This window comes from Streptomyces sp. NPDC040589 (genome assembly GCF_055594445.1).
This window is the reverse complement of record NZ_JBVIWP010000004.1, coordinates 180,140-205,960: the sequence shown is the minus strand read 5'-3', so window position 1 is coordinate 205,960 and position 25,821 is coordinate 180,140. Positions and strand designations below refer to the sequence as shown.

Genomic DNA, 25,821 nt, shown 5'->3' with positions numbered 1-25,821 from the left:
ATGAGCGAAGAGACGATCACCGAAACGCTGCCCCCGGTCCGCGACTGGCCCGCGCTCGACCTGTCCGGCACGGACTTCGACCCGGTCCTGCGGAAGCTGATGGACGAGGGCCCCGTCACCCGTATCAAGCTGCCCAACGGCGACGGCTGGGCCTGGCTGGTCACCCGCTACGACGACACCCGGATGGTGACCAACGACCCGCGCTTCAGCCGCGAGGCTGTCATGGACCGGCAGGTCACCCGGCTCGCGCCGCACTTCATCCCGTCCCGTGGCGCGGTCGGCTTCCTCGATCCGCCGGACCACACCCGGCTGCGCCGCAGTGTCGCCGCCGCGTTCACGGCGCGCGGGGTGGAGCGGGTACGCGAGCGGTCCCGCCGCATGCTGGCTGAACTGGTCGAGGAGATGCTCCAGGACGGCCCGCCCGCCGACCTCACGGAGGCCCTGCTCAGCCCGTTTCCCATCGCGGTCATCTGCGAGCTGATGGGCGTCCCGGCCGCCGACCGGCAGGACATGCACCGCTGGACCCAGTTCATCCTGTCCTCCTCGCACGGCGCCGAGGTCAGTGAGAAGGCCAAGCAGGAGATGAGCTCCTACTTCGCCGATCTGATCGGTGTGCGCGAGGGCAGCACGGGCGAGGACGTCGCGTCCCTGCTCGGTGCCGCCCTGGGCCGTGGCGAGATCACCCTGGAGGAGGGGGTGGGACTCGCGGTGCTCCTCCAGATCGGCGGCGAGGCGGTCACCAACAACAGCGGCCAGATGTTCTACGTCCTGCTGACCCGGCCCGACCTGGCCGACCGGCTGCGCGCCGAGCCGGAGATTCGCCCCCAGGCCATCGACGAACTGCTGCGCTGGATCCCCCACCGCAACGCGGTCGGCCTGTCGCGGATCGCCCTGGAGGACGTGGAGATCAGGGGGGTGCGGATCCGGGCGGGCGACGCGATCTACGTGTCGTACCTGGCCGCGAACCGTGACCCGGAGGTCTTCCCGGACCCGGAGACGATCGACTTCCTGCGCAGCCCCAACCCGCATGTGTCCTTCGGGTTCGGGCCGCACTACTGCCCGGGCGGCATGCTGGCCCGGCTGGAGTCGGAACTCCTGGTCGACGCGCTCCTCGACGGCGTTCCCGGCCTGCGGCTCGCCGTACCCGCCGAAGAGGTGCCGTTCAGGAAGGGCGCGCTGATCCGCGGGCCCGAGGCCCTGCCCGTGACGTGGTGAGCGGGCGATGACGACGACGGAAGGACTGCTCGTACCACCCGGCCACGGCCGGGTGGTACAGGCTCCTGCCCAGCACGTCACGTTCAAGGTGACCGGCTCGCACTCGCGCATGGCCTCCACCTTCGAGGTGGTCGTGCCGCCGGGCTTCGACGTCGGCGCCCATGTGCACACCCGCAGCGAGGAGTTGTTCTACGTACTCGAGGGCGAGCTGGACGTCCTCGCCTTCGAACCGCGCATCCGCACCCCCGACACCTGGCAGAAGTGGGAGTCCACTTCGGGCAACCGGGTGGTGCGCGCGACGCCGGGAACGGTGATCGTCGTACCCCCGGGCTGCCCGCACGCGTTCGCCAACCCGACGGACGAACCCGCGAAGATGTTCTTCCAGGCGAGCCCGCCGCCGGATCACGAGCGGTACTTCGAGGAACTGCTGGAGATCCTGGGCAGCGGGGGGCCGCCCGATCATGCGGCGATCCAGGAGCTACGGGCGAGGTACGACATCGAGCAGCTGACGCCGCTCAGACACCGTTAGCGGATGGGCGTGCCGGCCAGGGTCCGGGCGATGACCAGGCGCTGGATCTCGCTCGTGCCCTCGAAGATGGTGTAGATCGCGGCATCGCGGTGCATCCGCTCCACCGGGTACTCCCTGGTGTAGCCGTTGCCGCCCAGGATCTGGATCGCCTGGCCGGTGACCTGCTTGGCCGTCTCGCTCGCGAACAGCTTGGACATCGAGCCCTCGGCGGCGGTGAAGGGCTTGCCGTTGACCGCCATCCAGGAGGCGCGCCAGACGAGGAGCCGGGCCGCGTCGATGGACGTCCGCATGTCGGCGAGCTGGAACGCCACACCCTGGTTGTCGATGATCGGCCGGCCGAACTGCTCGCGCGTCTTCGCGTAGTCCAACGCGACCTCGTACGCGGCCCGGGCGGTACCGACCGCCATGGCCCCGACCGCGGGGCGAGAAGCCTCGAACGTGGCCATCGCCGCGTTCTTCACGCGCTCCCCGCCCTGCTTGGCCCTCTCCCGGGCGCGGGCGAGGCGTTCGTCCAGCTTCTCCTTGCCGCCGAGCAGGCAGGAGCCGGGAACCCGCACGTTGTCCAGGATGACCTCGGCGGTGTGCGAGGCACGGATGCCGTGCTTCTTGAACTTCTGCCCCTGGGCCAGTCCCGGTGTGCCCGCCGGGACGATGAAGGACGCGTGCCCCTTGGAGCCGAGCTCCGGGTCGACCACCGCGACCACGACATGGACGTTGGCGATGCCGCCGTTGGTCGCCCAGGTCTTGGTGCCGTTGATCACCCACTCGTCCTTGGCCTCGTCGTACACGGCCCGCGTACGCATGGAGGCCACGTCGGAGCCGGCGTCGGGCTCGGAGGAGCAGAAGGCGGCGACCTTGACATCGCTCGCGTCGCCGTACATCTGGGGGATCCAGGTGCCGATCTGCTCCTCGGTGCCGTTGGCGAGGACGCCGACGGCGGCGAGACCGGTGCCGACGATGGACAGGGCTATGCCCGCGTCGCCCCAGAAGAGTTCCTCCATCGCCATGGGGATACCGAGGCCGGTGGGGTCGAAGTACTGCTGGGCGTAGAAGTCCAGGGAGTAGATGCCGACCTTGGCGGCCTCCTGGATGACCGGCCAGGGAGTCTCCTCACGCTCGTCCCATTCGGCGGCCGCGGGTCGGATCACATCGGCGGCGAAGCCGTGCAGCCAGTCCCGGACCTCCTTCTGTTCGTCGTTGAGCTCCATGGTGAACTCGGCCATGTCGTCCCCTCCAGCGGCGGCACACGTGCATGTTACTTGCGGTAACACCATCCTGTTACCGGTGGGTAGTCGAAGTCAACTCCTACCGACCGGTCGGCACCCGTTCGATGTCCGGTGCATGCTTGGGTGTTAGTTTGCGCTGGCGTCATCGAAACAGCACGGGTGGGGAGAGCACATGGACACCACGCAGCGGACCGATCAGCAACGGTCCGCCGACCGCCGGCGGCGCGAGCTGCTGGAGGCCGCCGACCGGGTGGTGCTGCGCGACGGCCCGCAGGCCTCGATGAACGCGATCGCCGCGGAGGCGGGCATCACCAAGCCGATTCTGTACCGGCACTTCGGTGACAAGGGCGGACTTTACGCGGCCCTTGCCAAGCGGCACACGGACGCGTTGCTGGACTCACTGCGAGCGGCGCTCGACGCGCCGGCGGACCGGCGGGAGCGGGTCGAGGCGACGCTGGACACGTACCTCACGGCGATCGAGCTGCGGCCTCAGGTGTACCGGTTTCTGATGCATCCGGCGGAGGGGAGCCAGCCGGGCGATCCGGGATTCGACGTCGGCAAGCACAGTGCGCCGTTGTTGCGGCGGATGGGTGAGGAACTCGCGCAGGTCATCGAGGACCGGCTGGATCTCGGGCCGGGCGGGCAGCAGCTGGCGCGGGTGTGGGGGCATGGGATCGTCGGCATGATGCACGCGGCCGGGGACTGGTGGCTCGGAGAACGGCCCTGTTCTCGTGCCGAGTTGGTGCGGAGTCTGGCGGACCTGTTGTGGGGTCGCCTTGCGGCTGCGGGGGATCGGGTGGGCGGTCCGGGATTCTGACCGTCGTTCGTCGCGCGCGGGCCGGTGGGGGTTGTTCGCGCAGTTCCCCGCACCCCTGGGGCAACGACACTCAGGCGTTCCAAGAAGCCCGGGCCACTTGTCGCATCAGTTTGCGGTGGCGCCAGCCCTTGAGATGGTCCGCGTAGACGCGGCCCTCCACGTGGTCGCACTCGTGCTGCAGACAGCGGGCGAAGAAACCCGTGCCGTGGACGGTGACCGGGTCTCCGGTCACCGTGAAGCCCTCGACCACCGCGTGGTCGTGGCGTTCCGTGCCCGCTTCCAGGCCCGGCAGGGACAGGCAGCCCTCCGGGCCCCGGACGACCACTCCGTCCGCCTCGACCAGGCGCGGGTTGACCACGTGGCCCAGGTGGCGGACGTCCTCGTCGTCCGGGCAGTCCCAGACGAAGACCCGCAGCGACTCGCCGATCTGGTTGGCGGCGAGGCCGACGCCCTGGGCGGCGTACATGGTCGCGAACAAATCCTCGACGAGCCGGGCCAGTTCGGGGCCGAAGTCGGTGACCTCCGCGCAGGGGGTGTGCAGGAGCGGGTCGCCGTGCAGCGTGAGGGGTCTCACGCGGCCGTGGGCGCCGGGGATGGGGCTGTGTCGCATGGCGGCAAGAGTAAGGTCCTTGTCGGTCCGCGCCTTCCACACGAGTTCGCCACAGTGCCGCGGTTCGGGAGTGCTAATGGATCTCGATAGGCTGAGGTCCACACCACGTGGCCGTCAGGCTTCAAGGCGCGGCGCGTACGCAAGGAGGATCGAGAACTGATGGCAGGCAACTCGGACCCGCTCTCGCCGCGGGCCAAGCTGGCCGTGACCGCGGGCAAGGCGGTCGCAGCGGCATCCCGCGCCGCAGGGCGCGGCAGCGGTTCGGTGATCGGCGGCCGGGTGGCGCTGAAACTCGACCCCGACCTCCTCGCCCGGCTCGCGCAGAACCTGGACGTGATCCTGGTCTCGGCGACGAACGGCAAGACCACCACCACCCGGCTCATCGCCGAGGCACTGCGGGCGGCCGGACCGGTCGTCTCGAACGCCCTCGGCGCCAACATGCCGGCCGGCATCACCTCGGCGCTCGCGGGCAGCTCGGACGCCCGGTACGGCGTGATCGAGGTCGACGAGAAGTATCTCGCCGGTGTCGCCCGGGACACCGCCCCGAAGTGCATCGCCCTGCTGAACCTCTCCCGCGACCAGCTCGACCGGGCCGCCGAGACCCGGATGCTCGCCGAGAACTGGCGGGAGGGACTCGCGGGTTCCAAGGCCGTGGTCGTGGCCAACTGCGACGACCCGCTGGTGGTGTGGGCGGCGTCCTCCTCCCCCAATGTGATCTGGGTCGCCGCCGGGCAGATGTGGAAGGACGACGCCTGGTCCTGCCCGTCGTGCGGTGGCGTGATGCAGCGCCCGGGCGACGACTGGTTCTGCGGTGAGTGCGGCTTCCGCCGTCCGACGCCGAGCTGGGCGCTGTCCGGCGACCACGTCCTCGACCCGCACGGCTCGGCCTGGCCGATCCACCTCCAGCTGCCCGGTCGCGCCAACAAGGCCAACGCCGCCTCCTCGGCCGCCGTCGCCGCCGTGTTCGGGGTGCCGCCGCAGGTCGCGCTGGAGCGCATGTACCAGGTGCAGGCGGTGGCCGGGCGGTACGACATCGTCCAGTTCCAGGGCCGCGACCTCCGGCTCCTGCTGGCGAAGAACCCGGCCGGCTGGCTGGAGACGTTCTCGCTGATCGACCCGCCGCCGACCCCGGTGATCCTCTCCGTGAACGCGCGCGGCGCGGACGGCACCGACACCTCCTGGCTGTGGGACGTCGACTACACGCGGCTGACCGGTCACCCGATCTGCGTCGTCGGCGACCGGAGGCTGGACCTCGCGGTCCGGCTGGAGGTCGCCGACCAGCACTTCCAGGTCTACGAGAACCTCGACCAGGCCGTGGCGGCGTGCCCGCCGGGCCGGATCGAGGTCATCGCCAACTACACGGCGTTCCAGGATCTGCGCCGCCGCGTCGGCAACTGAGCACGAGACGTCAGGGGACTTTTGTGAGCGACAACCAACTGCGGGTCGTCTGGATCTATCCCGACCTGCTCAGCACCTACGGCGACCAGGGCAACGTCCTCGTCGTGGAGCGCCGGGCCCACCAGCGCGGCCTGGACGTGGCCCGGCTGGACGTGCGCAGCGACCAGCCGATCCCGACCTCCGGCGACATCTACCTGATCGGCGGCGGCGAGGACCGTCCGCAGCGGCTCGCGGCCGAGCGGCTGCGCCGGGACGGCGGTCTGCAGCGGGCCGTGGAGAACGGCGCCATCGTGTTCTCCGTGTGCGCCGGCTACCAGATCCTCGGCCACGAGTTCATCAACGACCTCGGCCAGCGCGAGCCCGGCCTCGGGCTGCTGGACGTGGTGTCGGTGCGCGGCGAGGGCGAGCGGTGCGTCGGTGACGTGCTGGGCGACGTCGACCCGCGCCTCGGCCTGCCCCCGCTGACCGGTTTCGAGAACCACCAGGGCGTGACCCACCTGGGCCCCACCGCCCGCCCGCTCGCCCAGGTGCGCTTCGGCAACGGCAACGGCACGGGCGACGGCACGGAGGGCGCGTACAACGACACCGTCTTCGGCACGTACATGCACGGCCCCGTGCTCGCGCGCAACCCGCTGATCGCGGATCTGCTGCTGAAGCTGGCGCTCGACGTCAACGCGCTGCCGCCGACCGACGACCGCTGGTACGAGGCACTGCGCGACGAGCGCATCGCGGCTGCTCAGCAGCCTGCGTAGGCACTGCTTCGCAGCCTGCCCGAGGTACGCGTCAACCTGCTGGTCAACAGCCCGTCTGACGGCACATCCGCACAGGTGAGCGGGGTAGTCCAGCAGGCGGACGCGCGGTTCGGTCCCGCCCCTTCCTGACGCTAGGGTGGCGGGAATTCGAGCCGGACAACGTGGTCCGGTCCCCGGCCCACGTTGAGAAGGTATTTCGGGCTATGCGTATTGGTGTCCTCACGTCCGGCGGCGACTGCCCCGGCCTGAACGCCGTCATCCGGTCCGTCGTACACCGCGCCGTCGTGGACCACGGCGACGAGGTCATCGGCTTCCGGGACGGCTGGAAGGGCCTCCTGGAGTGCGACTACCTCAAGCTCGACCTCGACGCGGTGGGTGGCATCCTCGCCCGCGGCGGCACGATTCTCGGGTCCTCCCGCGTCCAGCCCTCCCATCTGCGGGACGGTGTGGAGCGGGCCAAGGGCCATGTCGAGGAGCTCGGCCTCGACGCGATCATCCCCATCGGCGGTGAGGGCACGCTCAAGGCCGCCCGGCTGATGTCGGACAGCGGCCTGCCCGTCGTGGGTGTGCCGAAGACCATCGACAACGACATCGCGGTCACGGACGTCACCTTCGGCTTCGACACGGCCGTAGGGGTGGCGACCGAGGCCCTGGACCGGCTGAAGACCACCGCCGAGTCACACCAGCGGGTCCTGGTCGTCGAGGTCATGGGGCGGCACACCGGCTGGATCGCGCTGCACTCCGGCATGGCGGCCGGCGCGCACGCCATCGTCGTCCCCGAACGGCCCTTCGACATAGAGGAACTGACCCGGCGGGTCGGCGAGCGGTTCGAGGCCGGCAAGCGCTTCGCGATCGTCGTGGCGGCGGAGGGGGCGAAGCCCCGGGCCGGGACCATGGAGTTCGACGAGGGCGGCAAGGACATCTACGGGCACGAGCGGTTCGCCGGGATCGCGCGGCAGCTGTCCGTGGAGCTGGAGGGGCGGCTGGGGAAGGAAGCCCGGCCTGTCATTCTCGGGCATGTGCAGCGCGGTGGGACGCCGACGGCCTACGACCGGGTGCTGGCCACGCGGTTCGGGTGGCATGCGGTCGAGGCGGTGCACCGGGGGGAGTTCGGGCAGATGACCGCGCTGCGCGGGACCGACATAGTGATGGTGTCGTTGGCCGAGGCCGTGAAGACGCTGAAGACCGTGCCGGAGGATCGGTACGACGAGGCGGAGTGTGTTCTCTGAGGTTGCCGTATCAGGCCGGGTGCGAATCGTTTGTGGTTGCTCGCGCAGTTCCCCGCGCCCCTGAACCTTGCCCCCCGGTCACTTGTGTGGCCGGGGGCGGTTCTAGTCTTGGGGCGGACAGATTGCTGCACACCCCCACGAAACAGGAGCCGGCGGAATGGATCACAGCGGGCACGGCATGACCATGGATCTGCCGCCGTTCACGCTGGGGCGAGGGCTGGAGTGGTCGGCGGACCCGTTCTTTCTCGTCGCCTGCCTGCTCGGTCTGGGGCTGTACGGGTGGGGTGTCGTGCGACTGGTGCGGCGCGGGGACAAGTGGCCCGTGGGGCGGACGGTCGCCTTCGTCATCGGTGTGCTGACCATCGCGCTCATGATGTGCACCCGGCTGAACGACTACGGCATGGTCATGTTCAGCGTGCACATGGTGCAGCACATGGTGATCAGCATGGTGTCGCCGATCCTCGTCCTGCTCGGCGCCCCGATCACGCTGGCGCTGCGCGCCCTGCCCACGGCGGGGCGGGGCCGTAAGGGGCCCCGCGAGCTGCTGCTGATGTTCCTGCACAGCCGGTACATGCGGATCATCACGCACCCGGCGTTCACGATCCCGCTGTTCATCGCGAGCCTGTACGGGCTGTACTTCACGTCGCTCTTCGACACCCTGATGGGCTCCAAGCCGGGGCACATCGCGATGATGGTGCACTTCTTCGCCGTCGGCCTGGTGTTCTTCTGGCCGATCATGGGCGTGGACCCGGGGCCGCACCGCCCCGGCTACCTGATGCGGATGCTGGAGCTGTTCGCGGGCATGCCGTTCCACGCCTTCTTCGGGATCGCGCTGATGATGGCGTCCGAGCCGATGGTCGGGACGTTCGAGAACCCGCCCGCCTCGCTCGGCATCGAGGCGCTCTCCGACCAGAACGCGGCGGGTGGCATCGCCTGGGCGTTCAGTGAGATCCCGTCCGTGCTGGTGCTGATCGCCCTGCTGTTCCAGTGGTACGCGTCCGACCAGCGCCAGGCCAGGCGCAAGGACCGGGCCGCCGACCGCGACGGAGACAAGGAACTTGAGGCGTACAACGCCTATCTGGCCTCGTTGAACACGCAGGAGCGCTGAGGCCGGCTCTCGTAAGGACCGTGCGCGCCGGGCGTCCACCAGGCACCATGGAGGCATCGGACCACGAGGAGGGTGTTGCGATGCCCGGTTCCACGAACGGTTCAAACTCGACCAAGACCATGGGAGTGCTCACCCTCGGTGGCCTCGTCGTGGTGACGGCCTACACGGTGGCGCTCGGAAGCAACGGCTGGCTGTGGTTCGGCTGGGTCGTCCTGGGACTGATCACCCTCGGGCTGGTGGTGACCACACGCAGCACCTGAGGGCTCACTCCCGGGTCAGCCGGCCCGCCGAGTGCACGCCCGGCTGGTACTTCGGGATCCGGACGGTGATCTTCATGCCCGCGCCCGTGGCGGTCTCGATGACGAGGCCGTAGTCGTCGCCGTAGACCTGGCGGAGCCGGTCGTCGACGTTGGAGAGCCCTATGCCGCCCGAGGGGCTGACCTCGCGGGCGAGGATGCGGCCCAGCAGGTCGGGGTCCATGCCGGCGCCGTCGTCCTCGATGACGACGAGCGCCTCGGCGCCCGCGTCCTGGGCGGTGATCTGGATGCGGCATTTGTCGGCTTTGCCCTCCAGGCCGTGTTTGACGGCGTTCTCGACGAGCGGCTGGAGGCAGAGGAAGGGCAGGGCGACGGGCAGCACCTCCGGGGCGATCTGGAGGGTGACGGAGAGGCGGTCGCCGAAGCGTGCCCGTACGAGCGCCAGATAGTGGTCGATGGCGTGGAGTTCGTCGGCGAGGGCGGTGAAGTCGCCGTGCCTGCGGAACGAGTAGCGGGTGAAGTCGGCGAATTCCAGCAGCAGTTCGCGGGCGCGCTCGGGGTCGGTGCGGACGAACGAGGCGATCACCGCGAGCGAGTTGAAGATGAAGTGCGGGGAGATCTGGGCCCGCAGCGCCTTGATCTCGGCCTCGATGAGACGGGTGCGGGACTGGTCGAGGTCGGCCAGCTCCAGTTGGACGGACACCCAGCGGGCCACCTCGCCGGCCGCCCGGACCAGGACCGCCGACTCGCGGGGCGCGCAGGCGACGAGGGCGCCGTGCACGCGGTCGTCGACGGTGAACGGGGCGACGACCGCCCAGCGCACCGAGCAGTCGAGGATGTCGCAGGTGAGCCGGAAGGCCTCGCCGCGCCCGGTGTCCAGGGCGCCCGCGAGGCGTTCCATGATCTCGGTGCGGTGGTGGGCGCCGTCGCCGTCCCAGACCAGGACCTGGTCGCGGTCCGTGAGGCAGAGGGCGTCCGTGCCGAGCAGGGAGCGCAGCTTGCGGGCGGACTTGCGGGCGGTCTCCTCGGTCAGGCCGGCCCGCAGCGGGGGCGCGGCGAGGGAGGCGGTGTGCAGGGTCTCGAAGGTGGCGTGCTCGACGGGGGTGCCGAGGCCGCCGAGGCTCTTGGCGCGTGCGGTGCGCCGGCCCAGCCAGATACCGGCGGCCAGCACCGGGAGCACGGCGACGCACAGACCCGCGAGGAATCCGCTCATGGCGTCTTCACCTCCGTGCGCAGTTCCTCGGGCAGGTGGAAGCGGGCCAGGACGGCCGCCGTGCCCGGGGGCACCCGGCCGGGGGTCGCCAGGGAGACCAGAATCATGGTGAGGAAGCTCAGCGGCACCGACCACAGGGCGGGCCAGGCGAGCAGGGCGTGCAGCGCGCCCTTGCCCGGGTAGCCCGCCATGGTCGCGGCGACGGCGAGCAGGGCGGAGCCGCCGCCCACCAGCATCCCGGCGGCGGCGCCGGGCGGGGTCAGCCGCCGCCACCAGATGCCGAGGACGAGCAGCGGGCAGAACGAGGAGGCGGACACCGCGAAGGCGAGCCCGACGGCGTCGGCGACCGGGAGCCCGCCGACGAGGACGCTCGCCGCGAGGGGCACGGCCATGGCGAGGACCGTACCGAGCCGGAAGTGCCGTACGCCCCGGGACGGCAGGACGTCCTGGGTGAGGACGCCCGCGACCGCCATGGTCAGCCCCGAGGCCGTGGACAGGAACGCGGCGAAGGCACCGCCCGCCACCAGCGCGCCCAGCAGGTCCCCGCCCACTCCCCCGATCATGCGGTCCGGCAGCAGCAGAACGGCGGCGTCCGGGTCTCCGGTGAGGGTGAGTTCCGGGGCGTAGAGACGGCCGAGTGCGCCGTAGACGGGTGGCAGGAGGTAGAAGGCGCCGATCAGGCCGAGGACCACGACGGTGGTGCGGCGGGCGGCGACGCCGTGCGGGCTGGTGTAGAAGCGGACCACGACGTGCGGCAGGCCCATGGTGCCGAGGAACGTGGCGAGCATCAGCCCGTACGTGGCGTACAGCGGGCGTTCCCCGCGGCCCTCGTCCTGCGAGGGCGACAGGTCGCCGCCGCCGCTGCGCTCGGCCGCGGGGACGGTCGCCCCCGCGGCGAAGGTGAGCCGGGTGCCGCGTTCGATGCGGTGGGTGCCGGCGGGGATTTCGAGGCGGGTGTCGGTGTGTGCCCGGCCGTCCACGGTGCCGGTCACCGTGACGGTCAGCGGCCGGTCGAGCGTGAGGGCGATGCTGTCGTCCACGCGGACGACGCGCTGCTCGCGGAAGGTGGCCGGTTCGTCGAAGGCGTGTCGCGGGGCTCCGTCGTGCTGCCAGGCGAGGACCAGGAAGAGAGCGGGGACGAGCAGGGCGGTGAGCTTCAGCCAGTACTGGAAGGCCTGCACGAAGGTGATGCTGCGCATGCCGCCGGCGGCGACGGTGGCGGCCACGACGACGGCGACGATCACTCCGCCGAGCCAGTCGGGCGCCCCGGTCAGCACGGTCAGGGTCAGTCCGGCGCCCTGGAGCTGGGGCAGCAGATAGAGCCAGCCGACGCCGACGACGAAGGCACCGGCCAGCCGCCGTACCGCCTGGGAGGCGAGGCGGGCCTCGGCGAAGTCGGGCAGGGTGTAGGCGCCGGAGCGGCGCAGCGGGGCGGCGACGAAGAGCAGCAGGACCAGATAGCCGGCGGTGTAGCCGACCGGGTACCAGAGCATCTCGGGGCCCTGGACCAGGACGAGGCCGGCTATGCCGAGGAAGGAGGCGGCGGAGAGGTACTCGCCGCTGATGGCGGCGGCGTTGAGGCGGGGCCCGACGGTGCGGGAGGCGACGTAGAAGTCGGAGGTGGTGCGGGAGATGCGCAGGCCGAAGGCGCCGACCAGGACCGTCGCGACGACGACCAGGGCGACGGCGGGTATGGCATAGCTGGAGTTCATCGGTGCGACTTCAGCGGTCTTCGACAAGGCGTACGAAGTCGCGTTCGTTGCGCTCGGCGCGGCGGACGTACCAGCGGGCGAGCAGGACGAGCGGGGCGTAGAGGCCGAAGCCGAGGACGGCCCATTCGAGGCGGCCGGTGCCGGGCGTCGCGGCGAACAGCAGCGGCAGCGGGCCGACGAGCAGGCCGAGGATCGCGAACACGGTGAGGGCGGCGCGCAGTTGGGTGCGCATCAGGGAGCGGACGTAGGTGTGGCCGAGGGTGGTCTGTTCGTCGATCTCGGTGCGCGGGCGGTAGTAGCCGGAGGCCTGGGGGTACCTCCCGCGCGAGCGGAGCCGAGCGTGGGGGACGGTGCGGCGGGGCGGGGCGGTGACGACGACGCGGCGTTCGGTGTGGTCCTGGGGCACTGTCACGGCCTCCTCATGAGCAGGTCGCGCAGTTCGCGCGTGTGGCGTCGGCTGACCTGGAGTTCCTCGGAGCCGACGAGGACGCTGACGGTGCCCGCGTCGAGGCGGAGTTCGCCGATGTGGCGCAGGGCGACGAGGTGGCGGCGGTGGATGCGGACGAAGCCGCGGGAGCGCCAGCGCTCCTCCAGGGTGGACAGCGGGATGCGGACCAGATGGCTGCCCTTGCCGGTGTGCAGCCGGGCGTAGTCGCCCTGGGCCTCGACGTGGGTGATGTCGTCGACGCTGACGAAGCGGGTCACACCGCCGAGCTCGACGGGCAGGTGGTCGGGGTCGGGTTCGTGCACGGGTATGCGCGGGGCGGCGCCGCGCAGCTCGGCGGCGCGGCGGACGGCCTCGGCGAGGCGTTCCTTGCGGACGGGCTTGAGGACGTAGTCGACGGCCTTGAGGTCGAAGGCCTGGACGGCGAAGTCCTCGTGGGCGGTGACGAACACGACGAGCGGGGGCCGGGCGAACCCGGTGAGCAGCCGGGCCAGGTCGAGGCCGTCGAGGCCGGGCATCTGGATGTCGAGGAAGACGACGTCGATCGCCTCGGGGCCGCCGGGGCCGGACTCCAGGGCTCGGTTGATGCGGCGCAGCGCCTCGGTCGCGTCGCCGGCGCCCTCCGCGCTGCCGATGCGGGGGTCCGCCTGCAGCAGGTAGAGCAGTTCCTCCAGCGAGGGGCGTTCGTCGTCGACAGCCAGGGCGCGCAGCATGAACCCGGAGTGTAGGGGCGATCCGTACGTGGGGACATGTGCTGGGGGTGCGCGTTCCCGCTGGATACAGTGCCCGCATGAACAGCAGGTCCACGCCGTTCGACGAACTCGACCGGAAGATCATCACGGCGTTGATGGCGAACGCCAGGACATCCTTCGCCGAGATCGGCACGGCGATCGGGCTGTCGGCCACGGCGGTCAAACGCCGGGTCGACCGGCTGCGCGAAACGGGTGTGATCACCGGTTTCACGGCCACGGTGAAGCCGTCGGCGCTGGGCTGGCGCACGGAGGCCTACGTCGAGGTGTACTGCGAGGGCGCGGCCCCGCCGCGGCGGCTCGCGGAGGTCGTGCGGGACTACCCGGAGATCACGGCTGCGATGACCGTGACCGGCGGCGCGGACGCGTTGCTGCATGTGCGGGCGCGGGACGTTGAGCACTTCGAGGAGGTGCTGGAGCGGATCCGCCAGGAGCCGTTCATCCGGAAGACGATCAGCGTGATGGTGCTGTCCCATCTGCTACCGGAGAGCCCGGAGGCGGGGGCCAGCCATCCCGCGCCGGAATAGCCCCGGAAGTCGCGCATCAGACGTGCGCTGAGCTACCTCAAGACGCAGCGTTCCTGCGTGAAGACGCAACTGATGTTTCTTGTGGACCGCCTCCGTCACTTCCTACCTTGGTGTCAACCCTCAGTCACACACCGTTAGGAAGCGGAGGGACCCCTCTGTGCCCGACTCCCGTGTGCCGCGCCGGCGGCGCTACCTCGTCTGCGAACCCAGACACTTCGCCGTGCTGTACGCGATCAACCCCTGGATGCATCCCGACGAACCCGTCGATGTCATCCGCGCCCTGGACCAATGGCAGGCACTCGTGGACGCATACCGTGTCCACGGCCATACCGTGGACACTGTGAAACCGGTTCCCGGCCTGCCCGACATGGTCTTCGCCGCGAACGCGGCGGTCGTCGTCGACGGCCGCGTCTTCGGCTCCCTCTTCCACGCGCCCGAGCGCCGTCCCGAGTCCGTGCCGTACGAGGCATGGTTCAAGTCGGAGGGCTACGACGTCTACCACCCCGAGTCGGTGTGCGAGGGCGAGGGCGACCTGGTGCCCGCCGGGCGCTGGATCCTGGCCGGGACGGGTTTCCGTACCACCCGGGAGGCCCACAGCGAGGTGCAGGAGTACCTGGGGGTGCCGGTGATCAGCCTGACGCTGGTGGACCCGTACTTCTACCACCTGGACACGGCGCTGTTCGTCCTCGACGAGGGGCACGACGGGAACATCGTCTACTACCCCGAGGCGTTCTCCCCGGGCAGCCGCGAGGTGCTGGCCCGGCTGTACCCGGACGCGGTGCTCGCCACCCGCGAGGACGCGATGGCGTTCGGGCTCAACTCCGTCTCCGACGGGCGCCATGTGTTCATCTCACCGGGGGCGACGGCCCTGGCCGGGCAGCTCGCCGACCGTGGCTACGTCCCCGTCCCCGTCGACCTGTCCGAGTTCCACAAGGCCGGTGGCGGCATCAAGTGCTGCACCCAGGAGATCCGGGAGATCCGTTCATGACCGCACCTGTCCGCACCCGTGACTCGCAGGAACTCATCCGCGCGGAGGAGCCGGTCCTCGCCCACAACTACCATCCGCTGCCCGTGGTCATCGCCCGCGCCGAGGGCACCTGGGTGGAGGACGTGGAGGGGCGGCGCTACCTCGACCTGCTGGCCGGCTACTCGGCGCTCAACTTCGGCCACCGGCATCCGGCGCTGATCGGAGCGGCCCATCGCCAGCTCGACCGGCTGACCCTCACCTCGCGCGCCTTCCACAACGACCGGCTCGCCGAGTTCGCCGAGCGGCTGGCCGCGTTGACGGGCCTGGACATGGTGCTGCCCATGAACACCGGCGCGGAGGCGGTGGAGAGCGCCGTGAAGGTGGCCCGCAAGTGGGCCTACGACGTCAAGGGCGTCCCGGACGGCCGGGCGACGATCGTGGTCGCCGCGGACAACTTCCACGGCCGTACGACGACGATCGTCAGCTTCTCCACGGACGAGACGGCGCGGCAGGGCTTCGGTCCCTTCACGCCGGGCTTCCGGATCGTGCCGTACAACGACCTGGCCGCGCTGGAGGCGGCGGTCGACGAGACGACGGCGGCGGTGCTGATCGAGCCGATCCAGGGCGAGGCGGGGGTCATCATCCCGGACGACGGCTACCTGGCCGGCGTGCGCGAGCTGACCCGGCGGAAGGGATGCCTGTTCATCGCCGACGAGATCCAGTCCGGGCTCGGCCGTACCGGCGACACGCTGGCGGTGGAGCACGAGTCGGTCGTCCCGGACATGGTGCTGCTGGGGAAGGCGCTGGGCGGTGGCATCGTGCCGGTGTCGGCGGTGGTGGCGCGCCGTGAGGTCCTCGGGGTGCTGCGGCCGGGCGAGCACGGATCGACCTTCGGCGGCAACCCGCTGGCCGCCGCGGTCGGCACGGCGGTGGTCGAACTGCTGGAGACGGGCGAGTTCCAGCGTCGCGCGGCCGAGCTGGGCACGACCCTGCGGGACGGCCTGACCGAGATGGTCGGCAAGGGCGTCGTCGCCTTCCGCTCGCGGGGCCTGTGGGCGGGTGTCGACATCGACCCGGCCCTCGGGACCGGACGCGAGGTCAGCGAACGCCTCATGCGGGAGGGAGTCCTGGTCAAGGACACCCACGGCTCCACGATCCGCCTGGCACCGCCGCTCACGATCACGGGCGAGGAACTCGCCGGGGCGCTCGCCGCGCTGGAGAAGGTGCTGGGGTAAGGGAGCGCCCCTGCCGCCCGCGGCCGCCCCGACCGGACCTGCACAAGCCGCCCCCGTAGGCGGGAAGGGTGAAGATGGGGGCAAGAGGTGGTAGACCACTCTCAGCGACAGAGAGGTCGGCCGGTGGGCGCACACGAGGAGTACGGCGTTGCCCGGCGGCGGTTCGACGTGGCCGACGCCGTACCCCTGTTGCTCGATCCGCAGGGCGTGGTGACGGGCTGGACCGACGACGCCCGGCGGCTGCTGGCCTACCCGGCTTCCGAGGCGGTCGGCAGGAAGCTGTCCGATCTGCTGGCCGCCGAGGACGCGGAGCGTGTGCCGGACCTGGTCGAGCGCTGCCGCAGGGACGGCGGCTGGACGGGGCTGCTGACGGCCCGCCGCAAGCACGGGCGGCCGGTGCGGGTCGTGGCCCGGATCACCTCGACCGAGGAGACGCACAGCGGTTCGCGCTGGCTGGTGCTCCTGTCGGAGCTGGGCCAGGCCTCCGGCTGGGACATGAGCCGTACGGTGCTGGAGCGGATGGTGACCGACGCCTCCGTCGGCATCGCCATCGTGGACACCGACCTGCGTTTCGTGTGGTCCAACGCCGCCCTGGAGCAGTTCGGCGGCGGACCGGCACCGCGACGGCTCGGGCTGCGCTTCGCGGACGTCCAGCCTGGCATGGACGCCCAGGCGGTCGAGGCGCAGATGCGGCACGTTCTGGAGACCGGCGAGGCGGTCGTCGGGTACGAGCACGTGGGCCATGTGCGGTCGGCGCCGCTGCGCGAGACGGCGCACATGCTGTCGTTCACCCGGCTCGAGGACGACCGGGGCCACCCGCTGGGCGTGTACTACACGGTCGTCGACATGACCGAGCGGCACCGCGCGCGGCAGCGGCTGGCGCTCCTCGACCGGGCCGGCGAGAGCATCGGCCGCAGCCTTGACGTCATGCGCACCGCGCAGGAGCTGGCCGACGTGGCCGTTCGGGGAGTCGCCGACTTCGTCACCGTCGATCTGCTGGAGGCGGTCCTACGGGGCGCCGAGCCGGCTCCCGGGCCGCTCGCGGACACGGATCCGGTGGCGCTGCGCCGTGCCGGCCAGCGGTCCGCGGAGGACGACCTGCCGCAGGGCGCCCTCGAGGTCGGCGACGTCGCGACCTACCTGGCCGGGTCGCCCCCGGTCCGCTGTCTGACCACGGGACGCTCCTGGAGTGCGGAGCGGCTCGATCCGGTGACCCGGGAGTGGGCCACGGACCTCCCGGAAGGCCGCCGGACCGTCACCTTCCTGGAGCTGGACCTGTACAGCGTGATGGCCGTGCCGATCCGGTCGCGGGGCACCACCCTGGGCGTCACCACCTTCTTCCGGCGCCACCGCCGGGAGCCGTTCGACGAGGAGGATCTGCACCTGGCCGAGGACCTCGTCGCCCGCGCGGCCGTCTGCCTGGACAACGCCAGGCGCTACACCCGCGAGCGGGACGCCGCCCTCGTGCTGCAACGCAGTCTGCTGCCCCACCGGCTGCCCGAGCAGGACGCCGTCGAAGTGGCCGCGTGCTACCGGCCGGCCGACGAGCTGACCGGCCTGGGCGGCGACTGGTACGACCTCATCCCGCTGTCCGGCGGCCGCGTCGCGCTCGTCGTGGGCGAGGTGCCCGGGCACGGCATCGACGCCGCGGCGGCCATGGGGCAGCTGCGGACCGCCGTACGGACCCTGGCCGCTCTGGATCTGCCGCCCGAGGAGGTGCTGGCGCACCTCGACGACCTGGTGGCGCGGTCGGCGCGGGAGGAGGGCGTCGAACCGGGCGCGGCGGGCGCCGACGGCACGCGGTCGTCGTCCGTGGGCGCCGGATGCCTGTACGTGGTCTACGACCCGGTCGACGGCGGCTGCACGATGGCGGCCGCGGGCCACCCCGCCCCGGCCGTGGTCGCGCCCGACCGCTCGGTCACGTTCGTCGATCTGCCGCAGGGGCCGCCGCTCGGCGTGGGCGGTCCGCCCTTCGAGGCGGTCGAGCTGTCCCTGGCGGAGGACAGCACGCTCGCCCTGCACACCGACGGGCTGCTGGCCCGGGGCGAGACCTGGGCCGTCGACAGCGGCCGGGAACGGCTGCGCGGGGCGCTGGAGCAGGCGGGCCCGCTCGAGTCGGTCTGCCTGACCGTGGTCGACGCGCTGGTCCCGGCGCGCCCGTACGACGACGTGGCCCTGCTGATGGCGCGGACGAAGCGGCTCGGCAGCGAGCAGGTCGCGGCCTGGGACCTGCCCTCCGACCCGGCCGTCGTCGCCGACGCCCGCCGCACGGCCACCCGGCAGCTGGCGCACTGGGGCCTGGACGAGCTGGTCTTCACCACGGAGCTCGTGGTGAGCGAGCTGGTCACCAACGCCATCCGGTACGCCACGGGCTCGATCCGGCTCCGGCTGATCCGGGAGCGCGCCCTGGTCTGCGAGGTCTTCGACGGCGGTGCCACCGCGCCCCATCTGCGCCATCCCCGTACGACGGACGAGGGCGGGCGCGGGCTGCTGCTGGTCTCCCAGCTGACCCAGCGGTGGGGCACCCGGTTCGTCCACGACGGAAAGATCATCTGGGCGGAGCAGTCGCTGGCGGACCTCCCGGAGTGAAGCCGGACCCCAGAATCGGCCATACCGTGGGAAAATAGTCTGATCCCGGCAGTGGTGAGGCGGCCATGACGGATTCGTCGATCGAGTACGCGGCGGTGTTCCAGGCCCTGCCCGGCATGGTGGCGCTGCTGACGCCGGAGCTGGTGTACGCGGACGCCAACGAGGAGTTCATCCGGGTGTCCGGCCGCTCCCGCGAGCAGCTGATCGGCCGCTATCTGTTCGACGTCTTCCCCGACAACCCCAACGACCCGGCCGCGACGGGCATGCGCAACCTGGAGGCCTCGCTGCACCGGGTGCTGGCGACCGGGGAGCGCGACGCCATGGCCCTGCAGCGCTACGACGTCGAGGATCCCGAGCGGCCCGGGGAGTGGCATGAGCGTTACTGGAGCCCCGTGAACGCTCCGCTGGTCGGCCCCGACGGCAAGGTGGTGCTGATCCTGCACCGGGTCGAGGAGGTCACGGAGCTGATCCGGGCCCGGGGCCGCTCCGGAGGGAACCGGGGCAGCCGGGCCCGGGTCCTGGAGGCCGAGCTGTACACCCGCGCCCGTGAGCTGCAGGAGCTCAACGACCGGCTGCGCCAGGCGCACTCCCGGGAGCGGGAGGTGGCGCTGGCCCTGCAGGAGGCGATGCTGCCCGACCGCCGCCAGGTCAGTCACCATCACCGGGCCGCCGTCCGCTACCGGCCCGCCGTTGGCGCGCTCAACGTGTGCGGGGACTGGTACGACCTGGTCGACCTGGTCGGCGGCCACCGGGTCGGGGTGTCGGTGGGCGACGTGGTCGGGCACGGACTGGAGGCCGCCGGTGTCATGGGCCAGCTGCGCAGCGCGCTCAGCGCTGCCTCCCGGGTCGCCGAGGGCCCGGCCCAGGCACTGGACGTGCTGGGGCGCTACGCGCACGTGGTCGCGGGCGCCGAGTCGGCGACCGCCGTGACGACCTTCATCGACTTCGACCGGCACATCATCACCTACAGCAGTGCCGGCCATCCCCCGCCCGTGCTGGTCCACCCCGACGGCCGCACGGAGCTGCTCGACGGGGCCACCGACACCCCGCTCGACGCCCGGCCCGACCCGATCCCCAGACCCCAGGCGGACACCTCGTACTCGCCGGGCGCCACCCTCGTGCTCTACACCGACGGGCTGATCGAACGGCGTGGCGAGGACATCGACACCGGTCTGGGCCGCCTGGCCGACGCGCTGGCCCGGAACCGGGACCAGGACCCCGAGGCCCTCGCCGACACCGTCCTGCTGGAGCTGCTGCCGCACGGCGGCGCCACCGACGACACCGCGCTGGTCATCGTGCGGCTGTGAGGGGCCAGGGGTCAGGCGCCCTACAGCCGGTTCCGCCCGTGATCGAGGAGCCTGACGCGGTCCACGTTCTGCCGGTCCTCGGTGTCGCCGCTGGGCTCGCCCGCGAACCACGCGTCGAGGATCTCCGTCAGCAGCGGCTCGGACGTCAGCCGCAGGCTGAGCGCGAGGACGTTGGCGTCGTTCCAGCGGCGGGCCCCGTCGGCCGTGTAGGCGTCCGTGCACAGGGCGGCCCGTACGCCGGGCACCTTGTTCGCGGCGATCGAGGCGCCCGTGCCGGTCCAGCAGCACACCACGGCCTGGTCGGCCGTGCCGTCGGCGACCTCGCGGGCCGCGGCCTCGGAGCACACCGCCCACTGCGGGTCGCCCCCGGAGCGCAGTGCGCCGTGCGGACGCACCTCGTGCCCTCGGCCCTGCAGCGCGGCCACGAGGGCGCGGGCGACGGGCTCGTCCATGTCCGAGGAAACAGAGATCCGCATGCTGCGCAGACTACTCGGCCGGGCCGCAAGAACCAGCGGTTGGCCAGGCACCCAACGCAACCCGGCCATGCCACCCGTTCGGCTTGCCGATCACCCGGACGGACCAGCACGCTGGTCCCGCGGCCCTCCCCAGCCGCATGAGCACCACCGGACACCACCACCCGACTGACTGACCGTCAGTCAATAGGTGAAGGATCGACGAGGTCCCGCCGCACGAGGTGCCCGGTGGCTGTGCCTGCACCTACACTGGCACCCCACGACACGCCGGTTGACCTGCTGGAACGCGGCGGTTGAGTCCACCGCCAGAGTCGAGGAGCGCCCGCCTTGTTCTATTACCTGCTGAAATACGTGCTGCTGGGTCCGCTGCTGCGACTGGTCTTCCGGCCTCGGATAGAGGGTCTGGAGCACGTTCCGTCGGAGGGCGCCGCCATCGTCGCCGGCAATCACCTGTCGTTCTCGGACCACTTCCTGATGCCCGCGATCCTCAAGCGGCGCATCACCTTCCTCGCGAAGGCCGAGTACTTCACGGGCCCGGGCCTCAAGGGCCGGCTGACGGCCTTCTTCTTCCGCAGCGCGGGGCAGATCCCGGTCGACCGGTCGGGCAAGGACGCGGGCCAGGCAGCTATCCGCGAGGGCCTCGGCGTGCTGGACAAGGGCGAGTTGCTCGGTATCTACCCCGAGGGCACGCGCTCGCACGACGGCCGTCTCTACAAGGGCAAGGTCGGTGTCGCCGTGATGGCCCTCAAGGCCGGCGTCCCGATCATCCCCTGCGCGATGATCGGCACCTTCGAGGCCCAGCCGCCCGGCAAGGTCATCCCCAACATCCACCCCGTCGTGATCCGCTTCGGCAAGCCCCTCGACTTCTCCCGCTACGCCGGCATGGAGAACGAGAAGGCCATCCTGCGCGCCGTCACCGACGAGCTCATGTACGCGATCCTCTCCCTGTCCGAGCAGGAGTACGTCGACCAGTACGCGGCCGTCGTGAAGGCCGAGGAGGCCGCCGCCGCGAAGGAGCGGAAGTTCCCGCGCATGCCGCTCAGTTGAGGCCTCTGCTGTCGGCAGATCCGCAGCCGGCCCGGCCCTCGGCCGCCGTACGGTCGTCGTATGACACGTGCTGTGGTGATCGGAGCGACGGGACAGATCGGACGGGTGGCGGTCGGGGCGCTGGCCCGGGACGGCTGGGAGGTGACGGCCGTCTCGCGGGGCGGCGGCCGGGACCCCCGGTGGCCGGACGGCGTACAGGCCGTACGGGCCGACCGGGAGGACGACGCGGAGCTGTCCGCGGTGGTCGGCGACGGCTGCGACGTCCTGGTGGACATGGTGGCGTTCGGCGCCGGGCACGCACGGCAGTTGACGGGGCTGGCCGGGCGGGTCGGCTCGGCCGTGGTGATCTCCAGTGTGTCGGTGTACGAGGACGACCGGGGCCGCGGCTTCGACACGCAGAACGAGCCCGATGGCTTTCCCGAGTACCCGCTGCCGCTGACGGAGGCTCAGCGCACGGTGCGCCCGGGCGACGCCTCGTACAGCACCCGGAAGGCGGCGCTGGAGCGCGAACTCCTCGCGGCGGGCGACCGGTTGCCGGCCACGCTGCTGCGCGCGGGCGCCATCCACGGGGCGTACTGCCGGACCCCGCGCGAGCTGTACATGGTGAAGCGCAACCTCGACGGCCGGCGCCGGCGCGTGCTCGCCTACGGCGGCGAGAGCCGGTTCCATCCGGTGAGCGTCCACACGATCGCCGAGCTGATCCGGCTGGCCGCCGCCCGGCCGGGCGCCCGCGTCCTGAACGCCGTGGACCCGGACGCGCCGACGGTGGCCCGGATCGCGGCGGAGATCGACGCGGTGATGGGGGTACGGACCGAGGACGTGCTCGTGGACGGTCCGCCGCCCGCCTCCGGCGTGGGCGAGACGCCCTGGTCGGTGCCGGTGCCCGTGGTGTGCGACATGTCGGCGGCGGAACGCGAGCTGGGCTACCGGCCGGTGGTGCGGTACGCGGACACCCTGCCGGAGACGGTCGCCTCGATCGAGGAACAACTCGCCGGGCGGGACTGGCGGGAGGCGTACCCGAAGATGGTCCAGGCGTACGGCGACCTCTTCGACTACGCGGCGGAGGACGCCTGGCTGGCGGAAAGGGACGGCTGAGGGGCGGCCGAACGGCCGCCCCCCGGCCGCTATTACGGCTTGGGCTCGGCGTGCGGTGTGCAGGTCACATCGCGGCGGTCCAGCTCGCCGGTGAGCAGGTAGCTGTCCACCCGCTCGTTGACGCACGGGTTGACCAGCCCGGTGACGCCGTGCGAACCGGCGCCCTTCTCGGTGATCAGGCGGGAGCCCTTGAACCGCTTGTGCAGTTCGACGGCGCCCTCGTACGGCGTCGCCGCGTCGTGCTCCGACTGGACGATGAGCACGCCGGGCAGGCCCTTGCCGCTCTTGACGTCCAGCGGCGTCCGCTGCTTGGCAGGCCAGGTGGCGCACGGCAGATTCATCCAGGCGTTGGCCCAGGTCATGAACGGGTGGTCCTTGTGGAGCCGGGTGTTGTCCCGGTCCCATGTGCGCCAGCTGGTGGGCCACTTGGCGTCGGCGCACTCCACGGCCGTGTAGACGGCGTTGCCGTTCTCGGCGGAGGCGTTGCCCGCGGTGTCGGACGGGTCGGGGGCGGCGGCGTCGACGAGCGCCTGGGTGTCTCCGGCGACGTACTTGCTGAAGACCGAGGCGACCGGGGCCCACGAGGAGTCGTAGTAGGGGGCGCTCTGGAAGAAGGAGATCAGCTCGGCCGGGCCGACGACCCCGCCGAGGGGGTTCTTCTTCGCCGTGGCGCGCAGCTGGAGCCACTTCTCCTGGACGGCGGCGCGGGTGGTGCCGAGGTGGTAGGTCGCGTCGTTCGCGGCGACCCAGTCCTGCCAGTCCTTCCAGCGGCCCTCGAAGGCGACGTCCTGGTCCAGGTTGGCCTGGTACCAGATCTTGTCCCGGGAGGGGTTGACGACGCTGTCGACGACCATGCGGCGCACATGGCCCGGGAAGAGGGTGCCGTAGACGGCGCCGAGGTAGGTGCCGTAGGAGACGCCCAGGAAGTTGAGCTTCTTCTCGCCGAGGGCGGCGCGGATGACGTCGAGGTCGCGCGCGGTGTTCGGCGTGGTCATGTGCGGCAGCATCGCGCCGCTGCGGTCGTTGCAGCCCTCGGCGTACTCGCGGGCCAGCTTGCGCTGGGCGAGCTTGTCGGCCTCGGAGTCGGGGACCGGGTCCATCTTGGGTGCCTTGACGAACTCCTGCGGGTCGACGCAGGAGATGGGCGCCGACTTGCCGACGCCGCGCGGGTCGAAGCCCACGAAGTCGTAGGCCTTGGCGGCGTTGGCCCACACGGGGTTCTTGCCGGTGACCCGGGCGGGGAAGCGCAGTCCGGAGCCGCCGGGGCCGCCGGGGTTGTAGAGGAGCGCGCCCTGCCGCTCGGCCTTGGTGCCCGTGTTGCCGATGCGGTCGACGGCGAGCTTGATCTGCTTGCCGTGCGGCTTGGCGTAGTCCAGCGGCACGGTGACGTACCCGCACTGGATCGGCTTGGCCAGATTCCAGTCGGCGGGGCAGTCCTGCCAGTCGATACCGGCCTTCGCGGCCCGGGCGGCGGCGACCGCGGCGCCCCGGGCCTCGCGGTCCTGGCCGTGGCGGGTGCCCGCGCTGGCGTTCGCCGAGGGCGCCGCGACGGCGCCGGCTATCAGCGTGGCCGTGACGAGCGCTCCGGCCGAACCGAGCGCCGCCACCCGCCTCTTCGGTCTCGTACCCCTCAAGGGGGACCTCCCCGTACATCGTTGCGATCAGTACGGGGATCCTCGCGGCTGTGAGGTTGCTGAGAACAGGGTCCGTCGCGCTTCTTTGCCAATCCGATAAACGGAGAAGGGATTCTGCTCTACGGACGCCCGTGCGAGCGCCTACGTGAGGGACATCAGCGCCTCGTCGAGCAGCCGCCGCAGCCGCAGCGCGTCCGGCGCCACGGCGGTCACCAGCGCGGCGGGCCCGGCGAGCGGCACGACCGAGGCCCCCTCGCCCAGTGTCCGGGCCGTCACCGGCTCGGTGGCGAACTCCGGGCGTACGACGACCAGTTGCCCGACCGCCCGGTGTCCCGCGAGCACGGCGGGCCCGTCCCAGCCGCCCGGCGCGCCGGGCCCACAGGCCAGCTCCTGGTCGAGCACGGCCAGCTCGGCGATCCGCACGGTCAGACGGCTCGTCAGCCGTCCGGGTTCCTCACCGGCGCGCCCGAGCACCTGCTCCTCGCGCAGCACGAGCCGGGCGGTGGCGGCGAGGTCGACGCGGGTCGTGACGTACAGGTCGCTGCCCTGGGCGGAGATCAACTGCTCCGGCAGCCAGTGCAGTTCGGCACCGTCGGCGACGCCGATCCGCACGTCGTAGCGTGCCTCGCTCTTCACCTGCCCCGGCAGCGCGATGGTGGCGGCGGCCGACCCGACCGACAGCCGGGCCCCCTCCTCCACGCGGGCCTCCACGGTGAAGTGGTCGCCGCCCAGCGGCCCGCTCATCGCCCCGACGAGCATGACCCGCGCCTCGGGGCCCACGGCCCTGGTCCGCCGCAGCGCCAGGGGTCCGTCGCTCTCCAGCACGGGCAGGGAGGTCCCGCCCCGGCCGTCGTCCCGGGCGACGATCCGCGCCACGGACCGTACCCCGGCACCGTGCACGCTCACGCCGTCCACGCGGCGAGCTGCGCCCGCACCCACGCGGCGACCTCCGTCACCCCGGCCTCGCTCCGCAACGACTGGAAGACGACCGGCAGTTCGGCCCGCTGGGCCTTGGCGTCGGCCGCCATGCGCGCGAGGTCGGAGCCGACGTACGGTGCGAGGTCGGTCTTGTTGACGACGAGCAGGTCGGCGGTGGTCACGCCCGGCCCGCCCTTGCGCGGGATGTCATCGCCCCCGGCCACGTCGATCACGAAGACCTGTGCGTCGACGAGCCCCTTGGAGAAGGTCGCGGTGAGGTTGTCACCGCCGGACTCCACGAGGACCAGATCCAGTGGCCCGACTGCGTCCTCCAGGTCCTCCACCGCTTCCAGGTTGGCGGAGATGTCGTCGCGGATCGCGGTGTGCGGGCAGGCCCCCGTCTCCACGGCGGTGATCCGCTCGGGCGGCAGCACGGCTTCCCGGAGCAGGAACTCGGCGTCCTCCCGGGTGTAGATGTCGTTGGTGACGACCGCGATCGACAGCTCGTCCCGCAGTGCCCGGCAGAGTGCGGCGACGGTGGCGGTCTTGCCGGACCCGACGGGTCCGCCGAGGCCGATACGCAGGGCGCGCCGGGTGCCGTCGGGGCGGCGGGCGTCTGCGCTGACGGCGGTGGGGCCGTCGTGATGGTGGTCGAGGTGCATGTGCGGCTCCTGGTGGGATGGGCCCTCGTTTGGGACGACCGGGTTCGGGGGAGGCGGGCGCTGGCGTCGGAGTGCGGCTGGGTGGGGGTTTGTCGCGCAGTTCCCCG

General features: G+C 71.6%; 25 protein-coding genes. 15 read left to right on the top strand and 10 right to left on the bottom strand.

What is annotated here, in order from left to right:
• On the top strand, window positions 1–1,215 hold the full coding sequence (locus ACZ58V_RS18850; RefSeq protein WP_468188650.1) for a cytochrome P450: 1,215 nt from the start codon (window positions 1–3) through the stop codon (window positions 1,213–1,215).
• 7 nt (window positions 1,216–1,222) lie between these two features.
• A complete protein-coding gene (locus tag ACZ58V_RS18845) occupies window positions 1,223–1,744 on the top strand; it encodes a cupin domain-containing protein (protein ID WP_468188648.1) in 522 nt (173 codons plus the stop codon).
• Here the strand turns inward: ACZ58V_RS18845 and ACZ58V_RS18840 are convergent.
• Window positions 1,741–2,967 (bottom strand): acyl-CoA dehydrogenase family protein, encoded by a 1,227-nt coding sequence (locus ACZ58V_RS18840; protein ID WP_471290915.1) that lies wholly within the window; start codon window positions 2,965–2,967, stop codon window positions 1,741–1,743. The two genes, ACZ58V_RS18845 and ACZ58V_RS18840, sit on opposite strands and share 4 nt — an antisense overlap.
• A 175-nt stretch (window positions 2,968–3,142) precedes the next feature.
• On the opposite strand from ACZ58V_RS18840, the gene ACZ58V_RS18835 reads away from it, so the two are divergent.
• Entirely contained in the window at window positions 3,143–3,787 is a 645-nt protein-coding gene (locus ACZ58V_RS18835; protein ID WP_468188644.1) for a TetR/AcrR family transcriptional regulator, read from the top strand.
• Window positions 3,788–3,857: 70 nt separating this feature from the next.
• Here ACZ58V_RS18835 and def read toward each other — a convergent pair whose 3' ends face one another.
• Window positions 3,858–4,397 (bottom strand): peptide deformylase, encoded by a 540-nt coding sequence (gene def, locus ACZ58V_RS18830; RefSeq protein WP_468188642.1) that lies wholly within the window; start codon window positions 4,395–4,397, stop codon window positions 3,858–3,860.
• Between the two features lie 159 nt (window positions 4,398–4,556).
• On the opposite strand from def, the gene ACZ58V_RS18825 reads away from it, so the two are divergent.
• From ACZ58V_RS18825 to ACZ58V_RS18805, 5 genes are all read left to right on the top strand, one after another.
• Window positions 4,557–5,795 (top strand): MurT ligase domain-containing protein, encoded by a 1,239-nt coding sequence (locus ACZ58V_RS18825; RefSeq protein ID WP_097215311.1) that lies wholly within the window; start codon window positions 4,557–4,559, stop codon window positions 5,793–5,795.
• A 23-nt stretch (window positions 5,796–5,818) separates the two neighbouring features.
• Window positions 5,819–6,547, top strand: a complete 729-nt coding sequence (locus tag ACZ58V_RS18820; protein ID WP_382824730.1) for a type 1 glutamine amidotransferase — start codon at window positions 5,819–5,821, stop codon at window positions 6,545–6,547.
• A 203-nt stretch (window positions 6,548–6,750) separates the two neighbouring features.
• Entirely contained in the window at window positions 6,751–7,776 is a 1,026-nt protein-coding gene (locus tag ACZ58V_RS18815) for a 6-phosphofructokinase (protein ID WP_468188640.1), read from the top strand.
• A gap of 157 nt (window positions 7,777–7,933) precedes the next feature.
• Window positions 7,934–8,884, top strand: a complete 951-nt coding sequence (locus ACZ58V_RS18810; RefSeq protein WP_471290911.1) for a cytochrome c oxidase assembly protein — start codon at window positions 7,934–7,936, stop codon at window positions 8,882–8,884.
• An 80-nt stretch (window positions 8,885–8,964) separates the two neighbouring features.
• Window positions 8,965–9,144: a hypothetical protein gene (locus tag ACZ58V_RS18805; RefSeq protein ID WP_189724386.1), complete on the top strand. Its 180-nt coding sequence runs from the start codon at window positions 8,965–8,967 to the stop codon at window positions 9,142–9,144.
• A gap of 4 nt (window positions 9,145–9,148) precedes the next feature.
• Here the strand turns inward: ACZ58V_RS18805 and ACZ58V_RS18800 are convergent, their stop codons facing one another.
• From ACZ58V_RS18800 to ACZ58V_RS18785, 4 genes are read right to left on the bottom strand one after another with little or no spacing between them, the layout of a single operon-like run.
• Window positions 9,149–10,354 (bottom strand): sensor histidine kinase, encoded by a 1,206-nt coding sequence (locus ACZ58V_RS18800; RefSeq protein WP_468188635.1) that lies wholly within the window; start codon window positions 10,352–10,354, stop codon window positions 9,149–9,151.
• The gene (locus tag ACZ58V_RS18795) at window positions 10,351–12,066 is read right to left on the bottom strand and encodes a sodium/solute symporter (RefSeq protein WP_471290909.1); all 1,716 of its coding nucleotides are present in this window, start codon (window positions 12,064–12,066) and stop codon (window positions 10,351–10,353) included. The genes ACZ58V_RS18800 and ACZ58V_RS18795 overlap by 4 nt, the downstream gene beginning before the upstream one ends.
• 10 nt (window positions 12,067–12,076) lie before the next feature.
• Window positions 12,077–12,472, bottom strand: coding sequence for a hypothetical protein (locus ACZ58V_RS18790; protein ID WP_399016262.1), 396 nt, complete (start codon window positions 12,470–12,472; stop codon window positions 12,077–12,079).
• 2 nt (window positions 12,473–12,474) lie between these two features.
• Window positions 12,475–13,224, bottom strand: coding sequence for a LytR/AlgR family response regulator transcription factor (locus ACZ58V_RS18785; RefSeq protein WP_468188631.1), 750 nt, complete (start codon window positions 13,222–13,224; stop codon window positions 12,475–12,477).
• Window positions 13,225–13,301: 77 nt separating this feature from the next.
• Here ACZ58V_RS18785 and ACZ58V_RS18780 point away from each other — a divergent pair, with 77 nt between their 5' ends.
• The 5 genes from ACZ58V_RS18780 (at window position 13,302) to ACZ58V_RS18760 (ending at window position 19,885) form a co-directional block, all read left to right on the top strand.
• Window positions 13,302–13,787 (top strand): Lrp/AsnC family transcriptional regulator, encoded by a 486-nt coding sequence (locus ACZ58V_RS18780; RefSeq protein WP_184599229.1) that lies wholly within the window; start codon window positions 13,302–13,304, stop codon window positions 13,785–13,787.
• Window positions 13,788–13,944: 157 nt separating this feature from the next.
• Window positions 13,945–14,775 (top strand): dimethylargininase, encoded by an 831-nt coding sequence (gene ddaH, locus ACZ58V_RS18775; protein WP_189724390.1) that lies wholly within the window; start codon window positions 13,945–13,947, stop codon window positions 14,773–14,775.
• Window positions 14,772–15,989 carry an ornithine--oxo-acid transaminase gene (rocD, locus tag ACZ58V_RS18770; protein ID WP_471290906.1) on the top strand — a complete coding sequence of 406 codons (1,218 nt, stop codon included), beginning with the start codon at window positions 14,772–14,774 and terminating at the stop codon, window positions 15,987–15,989. Before ddaH ends, rocD begins: the two co-directional genes overlap by 4 nt.
• Before the next feature lie 123 nt (window positions 15,990–16,112).
• Window positions 16,113–18,578, top strand: coding sequence for a SpoIIE family protein phosphatase (locus ACZ58V_RS18765; RefSeq protein WP_471290904.1), 2,466 nt, complete (start codon window positions 16,113–16,115; stop codon window positions 18,576–18,578).
• A 65-nt stretch (window positions 18,579–18,643) separates the two neighbouring features.
• The gene (locus ACZ58V_RS18760) at window positions 18,644–19,885 is read left to right on the top strand and encodes a PP2C family protein-serine/threonine phosphatase (protein WP_468188624.1); all 1,242 of its coding nucleotides are present in this window, start codon (window positions 18,644–18,646) and stop codon (window positions 19,883–19,885) included.
• Window positions 19,886–19,905: 20 nt separating this feature from the next.
• On the opposite strand, the gene ACZ58V_RS18755 is transcribed toward ACZ58V_RS18760, so the two are convergent.
• The gene (locus ACZ58V_RS18755) at window positions 19,906–20,361 is read right to left on the bottom strand and encodes an RpiB/LacA/LacB family sugar-phosphate isomerase (RefSeq protein WP_468188622.1); all 456 of its coding nucleotides are present in this window, start codon (window positions 20,359–20,361) and stop codon (window positions 19,906–19,908) included.
• Window positions 20,362–20,685: 324 nt separating this feature from the next.
• Here ACZ58V_RS18755 and ACZ58V_RS18750 point away from each other — a divergent pair, with 324 nt between their 5' ends.
• Both ACZ58V_RS18750 and ACZ58V_RS18745 read left to right on the top strand, forming a co-directional pair.
• Complete coding sequence (locus ACZ58V_RS18750; RefSeq protein ID WP_471290901.1) at window positions 20,686–21,405, top strand: lysophospholipid acyltransferase family protein; 720 nt, start codon at window positions 20,686–20,688, stop codon at window positions 21,403–21,405.
• Between the two features lie 60 nt (window positions 21,406–21,465).
• Entirely contained in the window at window positions 21,466–22,500 is a 1,035-nt protein-coding gene (locus ACZ58V_RS18745) for an NAD-dependent epimerase/dehydratase family protein (protein ID WP_471290899.1), read from the top strand.
• Between the two features lie 32 nt (window positions 22,501–22,532).
• On the opposite strand, the gene ACZ58V_RS18740 is transcribed toward ACZ58V_RS18745, so the two are convergent.
• From ACZ58V_RS18740 to ureG, 3 genes are all read right to left on the bottom strand, one after another.
• Window positions 22,533–24,134, bottom strand: coding sequence for an alpha/beta hydrolase (locus tag ACZ58V_RS18740; RefSeq protein ID WP_468188616.1), 1,602 nt, complete (start codon window positions 24,132–24,134; stop codon window positions 22,533–22,535).
• Window positions 24,135–24,275: 141 nt separating this feature from the next.
• On the bottom strand, window positions 24,276–25,049 hold the full coding sequence (locus ACZ58V_RS18735) for an urease accessory protein UreD (protein WP_468189548.1): 774 nt from the start codon (window positions 25,047–25,049) through the stop codon (window positions 24,276–24,278).
• Window positions 25,037–25,714, bottom strand: coding sequence for an urease accessory protein UreG (gene ureG, locus ACZ58V_RS18730; protein ID WP_468188614.1), 678 nt, complete (start codon window positions 25,712–25,714; stop codon window positions 25,037–25,039). Before ureG ends, ACZ58V_RS18735 begins: the two co-directional genes overlap by 13 nt.
• Window positions 25,715–25,821: the final 107 nt, after the last annotated feature.

What these genes read in the sequence shown, in the direction of transcription:
- ACZ58V_RS18850 (WP_468188650.1), top strand. Translation starts at nt 1, where the DNA reads ATGAGCGAAGAGACGATCACCGAAACGCTGCCCCCGGTCCGCGACTGG.
- ACZ58V_RS18845 (WP_468188648.1), top strand. Translation starts at nt 1,223, where the DNA reads ATGACGACGACGGAAGGACTGCTCGTACCACCCGGCCACGGCCGGGTG.
- ACZ58V_RS18840 (WP_471290915.1), bottom strand. Translation starts at nt 2,967, where the DNA reads ATGGCCGAGTTCACCATGGAGCTCAACGACGAACAGAAGGAGGTCCGG.
- ACZ58V_RS18835 (WP_468188644.1), top strand. Translation starts at nt 3,143, where the DNA reads ATGGACACCACGCAGCGGACCGATCAGCAACGGTCCGCCGACCGCCGG.
- def (WP_468188642.1), bottom strand. Translation starts at nt 4,397, where the DNA reads ATGCGACACAGCCCCATCCCCGGCGCCCACGGCCGCGTGAGACCCCTC.
- ACZ58V_RS18825 (WP_097215311.1), top strand. Translation starts at nt 4,557, where the DNA reads ATGGCAGGCAACTCGGACCCGCTCTCGCCGCGGGCCAAGCTGGCCGTG.
- ACZ58V_RS18815 (WP_468188640.1), top strand. Translation starts at nt 6,751, where the DNA reads ATGCGTATTGGTGTCCTCACGTCCGGCGGCGACTGCCCCGGCCTGAAC.
- ACZ58V_RS18810 (WP_471290911.1), top strand. Translation starts at nt 7,934, where the DNA reads ATGGATCACAGCGGGCACGGCATGACCATGGATCTGCCGCCGTTCACG.
- ACZ58V_RS18805 (WP_189724386.1), top strand. Translation starts at nt 8,965, where the DNA reads ATGCCCGGTTCCACGAACGGTTCAAACTCGACCAAGACCATGGGAGTG.
- ACZ58V_RS18800 (WP_468188635.1), bottom strand. Translation starts at nt 10,354, where the DNA reads ATGAGCGGATTCCTCGCGGGTCTGTGCGTCGCCGTGCTCCCGGTGCTG.
- ACZ58V_RS18795 (WP_471290909.1), bottom strand. Translation starts at nt 12,066, where the DNA reads ATGAACTCCAGCTATGCCATACCCGCCGTCGCCCTGGTCGTCGTCGCG.
- ACZ58V_RS18785 (WP_468188631.1), bottom strand. Translation starts at nt 13,224, where the DNA reads ATGCTGCGCGCCCTGGCTGTCGACGACGAACGCCCCTCGCTGGAGGAA.
- ACZ58V_RS18780 (WP_184599229.1), top strand. Translation starts at nt 13,302, where the DNA reads ATGAACAGCAGGTCCACGCCGTTCGACGAACTCGACCGGAAGATCATC.
- rocD (WP_471290906.1), top strand. Translation starts at nt 14,772, where the DNA reads ATGACCGCACCTGTCCGCACCCGTGACTCGCAGGAACTCATCCGCGCG.
- ACZ58V_RS18760 (WP_468188624.1), top strand. Translation starts at nt 18,644, where the DNA reads ATGACGGATTCGTCGATCGAGTACGCGGCGGTGTTCCAGGCCCTGCCC.
- ACZ58V_RS18755 (WP_468188622.1), bottom strand. Translation starts at nt 20,361, where the DNA reads ATGCGGATCTCTGTTTCCTCGGACATGGACGAGCCCGTCGCCCGCGCC.
- ACZ58V_RS18745 (WP_471290899.1), top strand. Translation starts at nt 21,466, where the DNA reads ATGACACGTGCTGTGGTGATCGGAGCGACGGGACAGATCGGACGGGTG.
- ureG (WP_468188614.1), bottom strand. Translation starts at nt 25,714, where the DNA reads ATGCACCTCGACCACCATCACGACGGCCCCACCGCCGTCAGCGCAGAC.